8 protein-coding genes are annotated in these 15,010 nt (G+C 52.0%); 3 read left to right on the forward strand and 5 right to left on the reverse strand.

Annotated features, from left to right (window positions below; translation table 11 throughout):
• Window positions 1-213: 213 nt before the first annotated feature.
• The 5 genes from acnB to pdhR all read right to left on the reverse strand — a co-directional run bounded on the left by acnB (window position 214) and on the right by pdhR (window position 10,544).
• The gene (acnB, locus tag J8X26_RS01640) at window positions 214-2,811 is read right to left on the reverse strand and encodes a bifunctional aconitate hydratase 2/2-methylisocitrate dehydratase (RefSeq protein WP_152325104.1); all 2,598 of its coding nucleotides are present in this window, start codon (window positions 2,809-2,811) and stop codon (window positions 214-216) included.
• A gap of 588 nt (window positions 2,812-3,399) precedes the next feature.
• Window positions 3,400-4,824: a dihydrolipoyl dehydrogenase gene (gene lpdA / locus J8X26_RS01645; RefSeq protein ID WP_165059027.1), complete on the reverse strand. Its 1,425-nt coding sequence runs from the start codon at window positions 4,822-4,824 to the stop codon at window positions 3,400-3,402.
• Window positions 4,825-5,036: 212 nt separating this feature from the next.
• Window positions 5,037-6,932 carry a pyruvate dehydrogenase complex dihydrolipoyllysine-residue acetyltransferase gene (aceF, locus tag J8X26_RS01650; protein ID WP_208950000.1) on the reverse strand — a complete coding sequence of 632 codons (1,896 nt, stop codon included), beginning with the start codon at window positions 6,930-6,932 and terminating at the stop codon, window positions 5,037-5,039.
• Between the two features lie 13 nt (window positions 6,933-6,945).
• Entirely contained in the window at window positions 6,946-9,609 is a 2,664-nt protein-coding gene (aceE, locus tag J8X26_RS01655) for a pyruvate dehydrogenase (acetyl-transferring), homodimeric type (protein WP_152325107.1), read from the reverse strand.
• 164 nt (window positions 9,610-9,773) lie between these two features.
• Window positions 9,774-10,544, reverse strand: a complete 771-nt coding sequence (gene pdhR / locus J8X26_RS01660) for a pyruvate dehydrogenase complex transcriptional repressor PdhR (RefSeq protein ID WP_013576986.1) — start codon at window positions 10,542-10,544, stop codon at window positions 9,774-9,776.
• A 429-nt stretch (window positions 10,545-10,973) separates the two neighbouring features.
• Between pdhR and aroP the strand changes: the two genes are divergently transcribed.
• The 3 genes from aroP (at window position 10,974) to J8X26_RS01675 (ending at window position 14,963) form a co-directional block, all read left to right on the forward strand.
• On the forward strand, window positions 10,974-12,344 hold the full coding sequence (aroP, locus tag J8X26_RS01665; protein ID WP_208950001.1) for an aromatic amino acid transporter AroP: 1,371 nt from the start codon (window positions 10,974-10,976) through the stop codon (window positions 12,342-12,344).
• Between the two features lie 212 nt (window positions 12,345-12,556).
• Window positions 12,557-13,993, forward strand: a complete 1,437-nt coding sequence (locus J8X26_RS01670; RefSeq protein WP_152325109.1) for an MFS transporter — start codon at window positions 12,557-12,559, stop codon at window positions 13,991-13,993.
• Window positions 13,986-14,963: a family 43 glycosylhydrolase gene (locus J8X26_RS01675; protein WP_208950002.1), complete on the forward strand. Its 978-nt coding sequence runs from the start codon at window positions 13,986-13,988 to the stop codon at window positions 14,961-14,963. Before J8X26_RS01670 ends, J8X26_RS01675 begins: the two co-directional genes overlap by 8 nt.
• Window positions 14,964-15,010: the final 47 nt, after the last annotated feature.

Genomic DNA, 15,010 nt, shown 5'->3' on the forward strand with positions numbered 1-15,010 from the left:
TGCAGACTGCAGCTATAGTTCGCGGGGAACTAAATTTAAATGATAAAATATTTTGTCACTACTTAATGAATACTTTAGTAAAACAAAAACATTATTAAAATCAATGTGCAATTGAAATTATTAATATAATACCCCATTTAATATAACAAAATGGATTCATAAAAAAAGGGAGACCTAAGCCTCCCTTAAATTAGCGCAGTGAATGTTTACTAGTCAGACTGCGGTCTGGAAAATCACACCGTCAGCTTTATCGGTATATTCACTCAGTTTGTCGAAGTTCAGATAACGGTAAGTATCCACCGCTGTCTTATCGACTTCAGCCATATAGCCGAGATATTCTTCCGGCGTTGGCAGGCGCCCCAGCAAAGACGCGATAGCCGCCAGTTCAGCGGAGGCGAGATAAACATTGGCGCCGTTGCCCAGACGGTTCGGGAAGTTACGCGTTGAAGTGGAAACCACGGTCGAACCGTCGGCTACTCGCGCCTGGTTACCCATACACAGTGAACAGCCCGGGATTTCAACACGCGCACCGCTCTTACCAAAGACGCTGTAATAGCCTTCTTCTGTCAGCTGCGCGGCGTCCATCTTGGTCGGAGGCGCAACCCACAGACGGGTTGGCAACGCGCCTTTATGGCTGTCGAGCAGTTTACCGGCGGCGCGGAAGTGACCGATGTTGGTCATGCAGGAACCGATAAAGACTTCGTCGATTTTGCTGTTCTGTACGGAAGACAGCAGACGCGCGTCATCCGGATCGTTCGGCGCACAAAGAATTGGCTCTTTGATATCCGCCAGATCGATTTCGATGATCGCTGCGTATTCCGCATCCGCATCGGCTTCGAGCAGGCTTGGATTCGCCAGCCACTCTTCCATGCCTTTAATCCGGCGCTCGATGGTACGACGATCGCCGTAACCTTCAGAGATCATCCACTTCAGCAGCACGATGTTAGAGCTCAGGTATTCTTTGATTGGCGCCTGATCCAGTTTGATCGTACAACCGGCCGCTGAACGTTCTGCGGACGCATCCGCCAGTTCAAATGCCTGTTCAACTTTCAGTTCCGGCAAGCCTTCGATTTCCAGAATACGGCCAGAGAAGAGGTTTTTCTTACCCTTCTTCTCAACGGTCAGATGACCTTCTTTGATGGCGTAATAAGGGATGGCATGGACCAGATCACGCAGGGTGATACCCGGCTGCATTTCACCTTTGAAACGCACCAGAACGGATTCTGGCATATCCAGCGGCATTACGCCGGTCGCTGCGGCAAACGCCACCAGACCGGAGCCCGCAGGGAACGAAATCCCGATTGGGAAGCGGGTATGGGAGTCACCGCCGGTACCGACAGTGTCCGGCAGCAGCATTCGGTTCAGCCATGAGTGGATGATACCGTCACCTGGACGCAGGGAAACACCGCCGCGGTTCATAATGAAGTCCGGCAGCGTGTGGTGCGTGGTCACGTCAACCGGCTTAGGATACGCGGCGGTATGACAGAATGACTGCATCACTAAATCAGCCGAGAAACCCAGGCACGCCAGGTCTTTCAGCTCGTCACGGGTCATCGGGCCGGTGGTGTCCTGAGAACCCACAGACGTCATTTTTGGTTCGCAATATTCGTTTGGACGAATACCGGCAACGCCACAGGCGCGCCCCACCATTTTCTGCGCCAGCGAGAAGCCTCTGTTGCTCTTAGCAACCGGCTTCGCGATGCGGAATACTTCGCTCTGAGGCAGTTTCAGCGATTCACGGGCTTTGGTGGTTAAACCACGTCCGATGATCAGCGGAATACGGCCCCCGGCGCGAACTTCGTCCAGCAGAACGTCAGTTTTCAGTTCGAAAGTGGCAATCACCTGACCGGTTTCGTGGTTACGGACTTCACCTTTGTACGGATAGATGTCGATCACATCGCCCATATTGAGGTTAGAAACGTCCACTTCAATCGGCAACGCACCGGCATCTTCCATGGTGTTAAAGAAGATTGGCGCAATTTTGCCGCCCAGCACTACGCCGCCGCCGCGTTTGTTCGGCACATGAGGGATATCGTCGCCCATGAACCACAGCACAGAGTTTGTCGCAGATTTACGGGAAGAACCGGTACCGACCACGTCACCGACATAGGCCAGCGGGAAGCCTTTTTTGTTCAGTTCTTCGATCTGTTTGATCGGGCCGACGCTGCCAGGTTGATCCGGGTGAATACCTTCGCGTTCGTTTTTCAGCATTGCCAGCGCGTGCAATGGAATATCTGGACGGGACCAGGCATCCGGAGCCGGTGACAAATCATCGGTGTTGGTTTCGCCGGTCACCTTGAAGACGGTGACGGTGATTTTTTCAGCCAGCTGCGGGCGTGAAAGATACCATTCGGCATCAGCCCATGACTGCAAAATCTTCTTAGCGTGTTCGTTGCCTGCATGCGCTTTTTCTTCCACATCGTAGAAGTTATCGAACATCAGCAGCGTATGGGACAACGCTTTGGCGGCAATTGGCGCCAGCGTTTCGTTTTCAAGTGCGTCGATCAGCGGATGAATGTTGTAGCCACCTTGCATGGTGCCTAACAGTTCAATGGCTTTTTCAGGAGTGACCAACGGGGAGGTAGTTTCGCCTTTGGCGACGGCAGCCAGGAATCCGGCTTTTACATAGGCGGCTTCGTCAACGCCCGGCGGAACACGATTAATCAGCAGGTCTAACAGAGTTTCTTCTTCGCCTTTTGGCGGATTTTTCAGGGACTCAACCAACGCTGCCATCTGTGAAGCATCAAGTGGCTTAGGGACGATGCCCTCTGCAGCACGCTCGGCTACGTGCTTACGGTATTCTTCTAGCACGACTTTCTCCTCGCTCTCATTGTCATTTATTATGCCTGGCTTCCATCATCAGCATCACGTCATGCCTGTAGGGACAGGGAGATTAAAGCTGTCTGATGAATCGGGGACACTGCGGGTAAGAGGGTTTCTTGATCGGAAACTTTACGTCCTGAACCTGAGCACAGTGCCCTTTAGCGCCGAAGCAGCATAGCAGGATTTTGCCCGCTTGTTAATTCGTTCACATAAAAGCAACATTAAATCTTTGCTGAATCGTTGAGCACAGACGGATCGGCTGTTCATCCCAATTCGCCTTCTAGATCATCACAACAACCTTATTGGCACAAGGGAATAAATGGTCGAAAAGGGAGAAAAAAGGCACAAAAAAACCGTCTCAAAAAACGGTCGATTTGTATTCCCAAAGTGTTAGCAGGCACCGGGGGAATCGGGACAATTAAGCGCTACAGAGCGATTGCATAGTGACCCAAAAAACGCGCAAAAAACACCCCCGGAAATAGTCTTTGCGAGATGCTTTCCAAAATATCGGGCGCCGTTTTTCAGACATAAAAAAACGGCACCTTTCGGTGCCGTTCTCAAACCGTTAGAGCTGAATTATTTCTTTTTCGCTTTAGGGTTTGGCAGGTCGGTAATGCTGCCTTCGTAGATTTCTGCTGCCAGACCCACGGACTCATGCAGAGTCGGGTGAGCATGGATGGTCAGCGCGATATCTTCTGCATCACAACCCATTTCGATTGCCAGACCAATTTCGCCCAGCAACTCGCCGCCGTTAGTCCCGACAATCGCACCACCGATAACACGGTGAGATTCTTTGTCGAAGATCAGTTTGGTCATACCGTCTGCACAATCGGAAGCGATAGCACGGCCTGAAGCTGCCCACGGGAAGGTGGCGGTTTCGTAGCTGATGCCTTTTTCTTTCGCTTCTTTCTCAGTCAGGCCAACCCAGGCAACTTCTGGCTCAGTGTAGGCAATTGACGGAATGACTTTCGGATCGAAGTAGTGTTTTTTACCGGAGATAACTTCGGCTGCCACGTGACCTTCGTGAACACCTTTGTGCGCCAGCATTGGCTGACCGACGATGTCGCCGATAGCAAAGATGTGTGGCACGTTGGTACGCATTTGTTTGTCGACGTGGATGAAGCCACGGTCGTCAACTTCGATACCCGCAGCGCCGGCTTCCAGCAGCTTACCGTTAGGTACGCGACCGATTGCCACCAGCACAGCGTCATAACGCTGTGGTTCGGCTGGCGCTTTTTTGCCTTCCATGGTGACGTAAATGCCATCTTCTTTGGCTTCTACGGCAGTCACTTTGGTTTCCAGCATCAGATTGAATTGCTTGCTGATTTTCTTGGTGAAGACTTTCACCACATCTTTATCAGCCGCAGGGATAACCTGATCGAACATTTCTACCACGTCAATCTGAGAACCCAGCGCGTGGTAAACGGTGCCCATTTCCAGACCGATGATGCCGCCACCCATAACGAGCAGACGCTCAGGGACGGTTTTCAGTTCCAGTGCGTCGGTGGAATCCCATACGCGCGGGTCATCATGAGGAATGAATGGCAGTTTGATTGGACGGGAACCCGCCGCAATGATGGCATTGTCGAAAGTGATAGTCGTTGGACCATTTTCGCCTTCAACAACCAGAGTATTTGCACCGGTAAATTTGCCCAAGCCGTTAACGACTTTGACTTTACGGCCTTTCGCCATACCTGCCAGACCACCGGTCAGCTGGTTGATGACTTTCTCTTTCCAGAGACGCACTTTATCGATATCGGTTTTCGGCTCACCGAAAACAATACCGTGTTCTGCCAGAGCTTTTGCTTCAGAAATAACTTTAGCAACGTGCAGCAGAGCTTTAGAAGGGATACAGCCAACGTTCAGGCACACGCCACCCAGGGTGGAATAACGTTCAACCAGAACGGTCTCAAGACCTAAATCAGCGCAACGGAAAGCAGCAGAATAGCCTGCAGGGCCCGCCCCAAGTACCACGACCTGAGTTTTAATTTCAGTACTCATCATGACCTCTTAATTTATTTCCGGCGGGTCAGACGTCATTTTTATGCTGCAACGCCCATCATCCACCGGGTCGTTCTATCCGCCCGCAGTTTACAAAATTGTTAACAAATTTGAAACAACAAACGGCATACGATTTGTGCTTAGCCCCGGAAAATCTCAAACAGCATGACGAGATTATCAGAAAAAAGCCGGCCGTTTGGCCGGCTTTTCGCTTACATCACCAGGCGGCGAATGTCAGACAACACGTTATTAATGATGGTGATGAAACGCGCACCATCGGCACCGTCAATCACACGGTGGTCGAAGGAGAGCGACATTGGCATCATCAGACGCGGTACGAACTCTTTACCGTTCCAGACCGGTTCCATCGCAGACTTGGAGACACCGAGGATGGCCACTTCAGGCGCGTTGACGATTGGCGCGAAGTGGGTCGTCCCGATACCACCGAGGCTGGAGATAGTGAAGCAACCGCCCTGCATTTCGCCAGCAGTCAGCTTACCGTCACGGGCTTTCTTGGAGATAGCCATCAGTTCACGGGACAGCTCGGCGATGCCTTTCTTGTTCACGTCTTTGAAGACCGGAACAACCAGGCCGTTAGGCGTATCTACCGCCACACCGATGTTGATGTATTTTTTCAGCGTCAGTTTCTGACCATCTTCAGACAGTGAACTGTTGAAACGTGGCATCTGCTCAAGTGCTGCGGCAACGGCTTTCATGATGAAGACCACTGGCGTGAATTTCACGTCCAGTTTGCGTTTCGCGGCTTCGTCATTTTGCTGTTTACGGAACGCTTCCAGCTCAGTGATATCGGTTTTGTCGAAGTGCGTAACGTGCGGGATCATCACCCAGTTACGGCTCAGGTTTGCACCGGAGATTTTCTGGATACGGCCCAGTTCCACTTCTTCGATTTCGCCGAACTTGCTGAAGTCCACTTTCGGCCAAGGCAGCATGCCCGGAATACCGCCGCCAGTGGCAGCAGCCGGAGCGGCTTCAGCGCGTTTGACCGCGTCTTTCACGTAAGTCTGAACGTCTTCGCGCAGGATGCGACCTTTACGGCCTGTCCCTTTCACTTTCGCCAGATTAACGCCGAATTCACGGGCCAGGCGGCGGATAACCGGCGTGGCGTGAACGTAAGCGTCGTTCTCAGCAAATTCGCCTTTGCTTTCAGCTTTAGCTGCTGCCGGAGCCGCCGCTTTCTGTTCCTGTTTTGCAGGAGCAGCCGCTTCTTCTTTCTTAGCCGCCGGAGCAGCAGGCGCAGCGCCTTCAACTTCGAAGACCATGATCAGAGAGCCGGTGCTGACTTTGTCGCCCGCAGCGATTTTGATTTCTTTCACGGTACCCGCGAACGGAGCCGGGACTTCCATTGAAGCTTTGTCGCCTTCAACGGTGATCAGTGACTGTTCCGCACTGATTTTGTCGCCGACTTTTACCATGATTTCAGTGACTTCAACTTCGTCTCCGCCGATATCAGGCACGTTCACTTCTTTACTGCCGGTTTGTGCAGCAGCAGCCGGAGCCGCGTCTGATTTGGCTTCTGCCGCTGCCGGTGCTGATGCACCGGAGCCTGCAACTTCGAAGACCATGATCAGAGAACCGGTGCTGACTTTGTCGCCCGCAGCGATTTTGATTTCTTTGACTTTGCCCGCGAACGGAGCAGGGACTTCCATAGAAGCTTTGTCGCCTTCTACGGTGATCAGCGATTGTTCAGCTGACACGGTGTCGCCCACTTTGACCATGATCTCGGTGACTTCTACTTCGTCGCCACCGATATCTGGCACGTTCACTTCTTTGCTTTCGCTGGAAGCAGGTGCGGCGGCAGCAGGTTTGTCTTCTGCTTTCGCTTCCTGTTTCGCAGGTGCTGCATCAGCAGCACCGTCAGCGGCTTCGAAGATCATGATCAGTTTGCCGGTTTCGACGGTATCGCCGACCGCAACTTTAATTTCTTTGACCACGCCTGCTTGTGGAGAAGGCACTTCCATAGAAGCTTTATCGCCTTCAACGGTGATCAGCGATTGTTCAACTTCGACTTTATCGCCCACCTTCACCATGATTTCGGTGACTTCCACTGCATCTGCACCGATGTCCGGTACGTTAATTTCAATAGCCATCTGTCTTTACCTCTTATGCCAGACGCGGGTTAACTTTTTCTGGATTGATATCGAATTTCTTAATGGCTTCAGCCACTACAGAAGTTTCGATTTCGCCGCGTTTAGCCAATTCACCCAGCGCAGCAACCACAACGTAGGAAGCATCCACTTCGAAGTGGTGACGCAGGTTTTCGCGGCTGTCTGAACGACCGAAGCCATCCGTACCCAGAACGCGATAATCGCTGGCCGGAACGTAAGTACGAACCTGTTCAGCAAACAGTTTCATGTAGTCGGTAGACGCAACCGCTGGCGCGTCGGTCATCACCTGAGCGATGTACGGAACGCGTGGCGTTTCGGTCGGGTGCAGCATGTTCCAGCGCTCACAGTCCTGACCGTCACGGGCCAGTTCGGTGAAGGAAGTTACGCTGTAAACGTCAGAGCCTACGCCGTAGTCTTTGGACAGGATTTCAGCCGCTTCACGAACGTGACGCAGGATAGAACCGGAGCCCAGAAGCTGTACTTTACCTTTGCTGCCTTCCAGAGTGTCTAACTTGTAGATACCCTTACGGATGCCTTCTTCCGCGCCTTCCGGCATAGCTGGCATGTGGTAGTTTTCGTTCAGCGTGGTGATGTAGTAGTAGACGTTTTCCTGCGCGTCGCCGTACATACGAACCAGACCGTCATGCATGATGACAGCGACTTCGTAAGCGTAAGACGGGTCGTAAGAAATGCAGTTAGGGATAGTCAGAGACTGAATGTGGCTGTGGCCATCTTCGTGCTGCAGACCTTCGCCGTTCAGGGTAGTACGACCTGAAGTACCGCCGATCAGGAAGCCACGCGCCTGCTGGTCACCCGCTGCCCAGCACAGGTCGCCGATACGCTGGAAACCGAACATGGAGTAGTAGATGTAGAACGGGATCATTGGCAGATCGTTGGTGCTGTAAGAAGTCGCTGCGGCAAGCCATGAAGAAGCGGCGCCCAGTTCGTTGATACCTTCCTGCAGGATCTGACCTTTCTCGTCTTCTTTATAGTATGCAACCTGCTCACGGTCCTGCGGGGTGTATTGCTGGCCGTTCGGGCTGTAAATACCAATCTGACGGAACAGACCTTCCATACCGAATGTACGCGCTTCGTCGGCGATGATCGGAACCAGACGGTCTTTAATGGAGTCGTTTTTCAGCATCACGTTCAGGGCACGGACGAAAGCGATAGTGGTAGAGATTTCTTTCTTCTGCTCTTCGAGCAGCTGTGAGAAGTCTTCCAGTTTCGGCATTTCCAGCTTCTGAGTGAATTTTGGCAGACGAGTCGGCAGGTAGCCTTTCAGCGCAGCACGACGCTCATGCAGATATTTGTATTCTGCAGAGTCTTTTTCCAGAGTGATGTACGGCAGTTTTTCCAGATTTTCATCTGTTACCGGCACGCTGAAACGATCACGGATATAGCGAACGCCATCCATGTTCATTTTCTTCACCTGGTGAGCAATGTTTTTACCTTCGGCCGCATCACCCATGCCATAACCTTTAATGGTATGCGCAAGGATTACGGTAGGCTGGCCTTTGGTGTTCTGTGCTTTATTCAGTGCAGCGAAGACTTTCTTCGGATCATGACCACCACGGTTCAGCGCCCAGATTTCGTCGTCGGTCATGTCTTTGACCAGCGCAGCGGTTTCAGGGTATTTGCCGAAGAAGTGCTCACGAACGTATTTGCCGTCACGGGACTTGAAGGTCTGGTAGTCGCCATCCACGGTTTCGTTCATCAGCTGGATCAGTTTGCCGCTGGTGTCTTTACGCAGCAGTTCATCCCAGCGGTTGCCCCAGATGACTTTGATCACGTTCCAGCCAGCGCCTGTAAAGATGCCGTCCAGTTCGTTGATGATTTTGCCGTTACCGGTGACAGGGCCGTCAAGGCGCTGCAGGTTACAGTTGATGATGAAGCACAGATTGTCCAGTTTCTCACGGGTCGCGATGGTGATCGCACCTTTGGATTCTGGCTCGTCCATTTCACCGTCGCCCAGGAACGCGTAAACGCGCTGTGCGGAGGTGTCTTTCAGACCGCGGTGTTCCAGGTACTTCAGGAATTTAGCCTGATAGATTGCACCGATCGGACCCAGACCCATGGATACGGTCGGGAACTGCCAGAATTCAGGCATCAGTTTAGGGTGCGGATAAGAAGACAGACCTTTTCCGTGAACTTCCTGACGGAAATTATTCATCTGGTCTTCGGTCAGGCGGCCTTCAAGGAAAGCACGCGCGTACACACCAGGAGAGATGTGGCCCTGGAAGTACACCAGATCGCCGCCGTCGTTCTCGTTGCGTGCGCGGAAGAAGTGGTTGAAACACACTTCGTACACGGTCGCAGAAGACTGGAAGGAAGCCATGTGGCCGCCCAGTTCCAGGTCTTTCTTGGAAGCGCGCAGAACGGTCATGATGGCGTTCCAGCGGATTGCGGTACGAATATTACGTTCCAGCTCCAGGTTACCCGGGTATTGCGGTTCGTCTTCAACAGCGATGGTATTGACGTAGTTACGGCTGGCTGCACCAGCAGCGACGCTAACGCCGCCCTTGCGCGCTTCACTCAGAACCTGATCGATCAGGAACTGCGCACGTTCAACACCTTCTTCACGGATGACCGATTCGATCGCTTGTAGCCAGTCGCGAGTTTCGATCGGATCCACGTCATTATTTACACGTTCTGACATGGTGCTTTTCCTTATCTGTATCTTATACGTTGGTTTATCTGGAGCCTGTCTTCCTGCGCTCTTGCTTAAAAAGCTCTTCATACGGAACAAAACGCACGAAGACAGGCCCGTCATGTAGTTGCCGTGAGCCCTCAAATGAAGGCTCTCAAAATTAACCCCGAAGGTTAACTTTCATCTTTTCGTTGCTGGAGCCGTCGTAAAGACCGATCCCGCCGGGTGTGTTCCCTGCTGAGATCCAGCAAAACTTCTTCAATGAACGCCAGGTGACGGTGAGATGCGGCACGTGCTATTTCTGGTTCCCGTGCAACAATCGCCTCGAAAATACTGGCGCGGTGGTTGCTTACCGTCGCCAGCATTTCCCGGCGTGAGTAAAGCAATTCAAAGTTCTGTCGAACGTTCTTCTCAAGCATCGGCCCCATACAACGAACCAGATGCAACAGCACAACATTATGCGCTGCTTCTGTTACAGCAACCTGATACTGCATCACCGCGTCGGCTTCTGCGTCCAGGTCTCCGCTGTCTTGTGCGGTCTGAATGACCACATGACAATCGCGAATGCGCTGCAAATCTTCTTCTGTGCCACGAAGCGCTGCGTAATACGCAGCAATCCCTTCAAGGGCATGGCGTGTTTCAAGGAGATCGAATTGTGATTCAGGATGGTCGGCCAGTAACTCAGCCAGCGGGTCACTCACGCTTTGCCACAGATTACTTTGGACGAAAGTACCACCACCCTGGCGGCGCAGGAGCAGTCCCTTCCCTTCCAGGCTTTGGATAGCCTCTCGCAGAGAAGGTCGCGAAACATCAAACTGTTTGGCCAGTTCGCGCTCTGGCGGAAGCTTTTCCCCGGGTCTCAAGGTGCCTTCGAGGATCAGGAACTCAAGTTGCTGCTCGATCACATCGGATAACTTAGGCTGTCTGATTTTGCTGTAAGCCATAATATGTGTTGTTCTCTGCGAGTAGCGACTCTGTAAGTTGCCGGAGTCAATTGGTAATACCAATTTAAAAAACGTGGCCGTAAAGTAACAAAGTATTCACCTTGTGTCCATATGGTGACCCAGTAAATGCGTCGCCCTCGCACAATTTAACAAATTCTTATCATTTCTCGATTTTTCTCTGCGTCAGATCACATTTTTTAGATCCTGAACAAATTTCCAGTCAATTTGGCTATTTGTTATGCAGACGGAGCATAAACCCCGTGCAAACTTTTGCGCATACCACTATTCTTGCCCGAACGGTAGATGATGCTGCTTTTTAGGCACAATCCAGCCGTAAATAATTAAATACAAAAAGTGTAATTATCGCCTTACATTCTTTCTAACACGCAGAATGTTATGGGTTTTGCCCCAATGACAGAGGACAGGTAAATGGTTGATCAACAACAAGGCGATGAGCTGAAGCGCGGCCTGAAAAACCGGCATATTCAGTTGATCGCGCTGGGTGGGGCTGTCGGGACAGGTCTGTTTCTGGGCAGCGCCTCCGTCATCCAGTCTGCGGGCCCTGGGATTATTCTCGGCTACGCAATCGCTGGTTTTATTGCGTTTTTAATTATGCGCCAGTTAGGCGAGATGGTCGTTGAAGAGCCGGTTGCCGGGTCATTCAGCCATTTTGCCTATAAATACTGGGGCGGATTTGCCGGGTTTGCATCCGGCTGGAACTACTGGGTGCTGTACGTGCTGGTGGCGATGGCAGAACTGACAGCGGTCGGTAAATACATCCAATTCTGGTGGCCGGAAATCCCTACCTGGGTTTCTGCTGCGGCCTTCTTCGTACTGATCAACGCCATCAACCTCACCAATGTTAAAGTCTTCGGTGAGATGGAATTCTGGTTTGCAATCATCAAGGTGGTTGCGGTTGTGGCGATGATCCTGTTCGGCGGCTGGTTGCTGTTCAGCGACACTGCCGGTCCGCAGGCGACCGTACGTAACCTGTGGGAACAAGGCGGATTCCTGCCGCATGGTATGACCGGGCTGGTAATGATGATGGCGATCATCATGTTCTCCTTCGGCGGCCTTGAGCTGGTGGGGATTACTGCAGCAGAAGCCGATAATCCTGAAGTCAGCATTCCTAAAGCGACCAATCAGGTTATCTACCGCATCCTGATTTTCTATGTGGGCTCACTGGCAGTACTGCTTTCCCTGATGCCGTGGACCCGCGTCGGGCCGGACACCAGCCCGTTTGTCCTTATTTTCCATGAACTGGGTGATGCGCTGGTTGCGAATGCCCTGAACGTGGTGATCCTGACAGCCGCACTTTCGGTCTACAACAGCTGCGTTTACTGTAACAGCCGCATGTTGTTTGGTCTGGCACAGCAAGGCAATGCCCCTAAAGCCCTGATGAAAGTCGACAAACGTGGTGTGCCTGTGGCTTCCATCCTCGTTTCTGCGGTCACTACGGCACTGTGCGTTCTGATCAACTATCTGATGCCAGCCGAAGCCTTTGGTTTGCTGATGGCGCTGGTGGTTTCTGCACTCGTCATCAACTGGGCGATGATCAGCCTGGCGCACATCAAATTCCGTCAGGCGAAGCGTCGTGAAGGCGTGGAACCTAAGTTCAAAGCGCTGCTGTACCCGGCCGGTAACTACATCTGTCTGCTGTTTATGGCCGCGATTCTGGTCATTATGGCGATCACCCCTGGCATGGCTATCTCCGTATGGCTGATCCCTGTCTGGCTGGTGGTTCTGGCCGTGGGTTACTGGATCAAGAATCAGCAAAGCGGGAAATCCGTAAACGCTTAAGCAATCGTAATAATTTAAAATCCTCAGACGCCCCGGCTAAGTCACTTACCGGGGCGTCTTGTTATACAGGTCACACTTTTTCCCAGATGACCAAATCGTCCATCTTCACGACTCTTACCTCCTGACTCCTCTTCGCTTCTCCAGCCAATACTCAACGCTATCAAACAGTTTTTTAACAACTGACCTTTTTAACCAATAGCCGGAGAACATCCATGAAGGAAGGCGCGCTGTCGTTCAAAGAAAAAGTAGCGTACGGAATGGGAGATGCGGGCTGCAATATGATTGGCGGCGCCATCATGCTGTTTCTCAATTATTTTTATACCGATGTTTTCGGCCTTGCCCCGGCGCTGGTCGGCGTATTGCTGTTGTCGGTGCGTATTATCGACGCCGTCACTGACCCGATAATGGGAGCGATTGCTGACCGCACCACCACCCGCTGGGGCCGGTTCCGTCCGTATTTATTATGGATATCGGTGCCCTACGTTCTGTTCAGTGTGCTGATGTTTACCACACCGGAATGGAGCTACAACAGCAAAGTTATCTATGCTTTCATCACCTATTTCCTGATGTCGCTGACTTATACCGCCATCAATATTCCGTACTGTTCATTGGGCGGCGTGATTACCGCCGACCCGCACGAACGCGTCGCCTGCCAGTCTTACCGCTTCTTTATGGTCGGTATCGCGACGCTAATTTTGTCTTCAACCCTTTTGCCCATGGCCGATTTCTTCGGGGGCGCGGACAAAGCTAAGGGCTACCAGATGTCGATGGGCGTGATGGCGATCATCGCGCTATTTATGTTCCTGTTCTGCTTCAGTTCTGTGAAAGAACGCATCCAGCCTGCCGTACCGTCCAAACACGCCTTAAAATCTGACCTGAAAGACGTGTGGAAAAATGACCAGTGGGTTCGCATTCTGCTGCTGACTTTCTGTAACGTGTGTCCGGGCTTTATCCGCATGGCGGCCACCATGTATTACGTCACCTGGGTGATGGAGAAATCGACGTCATTCGCCAGTATGTTTATCAGTCTCGGCGTAGTCGGCATGATGATTGGCAGCGCGCTGGCGAAACCGCTGACGGACAAATACTGCAAACTGAAAGTCTTCTTCTGGGCCAACATCATCCTGACCATTTTCTCCTGCGGCTTCTATTTCCTTGATCCGCATGCAACAACACTGATTCTGGTGGCGTACTTCATCCTGAACATCATGCATCAGCTCCCTTCCCCGCTGCACTGGTCACTGATGGCCGATGTGGATGATTACGGCGAATGGAAAACCGGTAAACGCGTCACCGGCATAAGCTTCTCCGGTAATCTGTTCTTCCTCAAATGCGGACTGGCAGTCGCCGGTGCGATGGTCGGCTTCCTCCTCTCTGCTTATGGCTACAATGCCGGAGCCACGCAGCAAAGTGATCACGCAATCAACGGGATTGTTCTGCTGTTTACCGTCATTCCCGGCGTCGGTTATCTCATTACGGCAGGGGTTGTACGCCTGCTGAAAGTGGATCGCGAAACCATGCGGACAATTCAGGCTGACCTGGAAATTCGCCGTCGCAACTATCGCGAACTCAATGAATATCATGATGAAAAGCAGGCGCAAGAACTTGCCTCTGTCCCCCTTCACAGCAAGGAGCTGAAACATGAGTAATTACCCGAATCCGCTGATTGAACAACGCGCGGATCCTCATATCTGGCAGCACCGCGATGGCCAGTATTACTTTATTGCCTCGGTTCCGGAATATGACCGACTGGAGATCCGCCGCTCGTCAACACTGACCGGACTTGCCGATGCGCCAGCCACGGTTGTCTGGCATAAGCCTGAAACCGGCCCGATGAGCGCGCTTATATGGGCGCCGGAACTGCATTTCATCGACGGTAAATGGGTTATTTATTTCGCCGCTGCGCCATCACAGGAGATTGTGGACGGATTGTTCCAGCACAGGATGTATGCGCTGGTGTGTGAAGAGGCAGATCCTCTCACAGGCAAATGGCAGGAGAAAGGCCGCATTCAGACCCCGATCGACAGCTTCTCACTTGATGCCACGCACTTTGAGCATCTGGGAAAAAGCTATTATCTGTGGGCACAGAAAGACCCGGAAATTCGCGGAAATTCCAACTTATATCTGGCTGAAATGGAAAATCCGTGGACACTGAAATCACCTCCCGTCATGCTCAGCAAACCGGAGCTGGGCTGGGAAATTATCGGTTTCTGGGTCAACGAAGGTCCCGCCGTGATTACACATGGCGATAAAATTTTCATTACTTATTCCGCCAGCGCCACAGATGAAAATTACTGCATTGGCCTGCTTTGGGCAGATCTCAACAGCAATCTGATGGACACGGCTAACTGGCATAAATCTCAGCATCCGGTATTCAGCACTCAGGCGCAGAACAAACAGTTCGGTCCCGGCCACAACAGCTTTACCCGCAACGAACAGGGCGAAGATGTGCTGGTGTATCACGCACGAAACTACACGGAAATTGAAGGCGATCCGCTGTACGACCCGAACCGGCATACGCGTATCAAAACCTTCCGCTGGGATGAAAACGGGATGCCAGATTTCGGCGAACCCGCCGCCGATAACCGCCCGCTGACCTTACAAAAGCAGCGCGGATAAAAAGCCAAAAGCCCGGACATGAAAATGTACCGGGCTTTTTAATTCGA

Source organism: Rahnella sp. ChDrAdgB13, assembly GCF_017655185.1.
Lineage (GTDB): Bacteria > Pseudomonadota > Gammaproteobacteria > Enterobacterales > Enterobacteriaceae > Rahnella > Rahnella contaminans.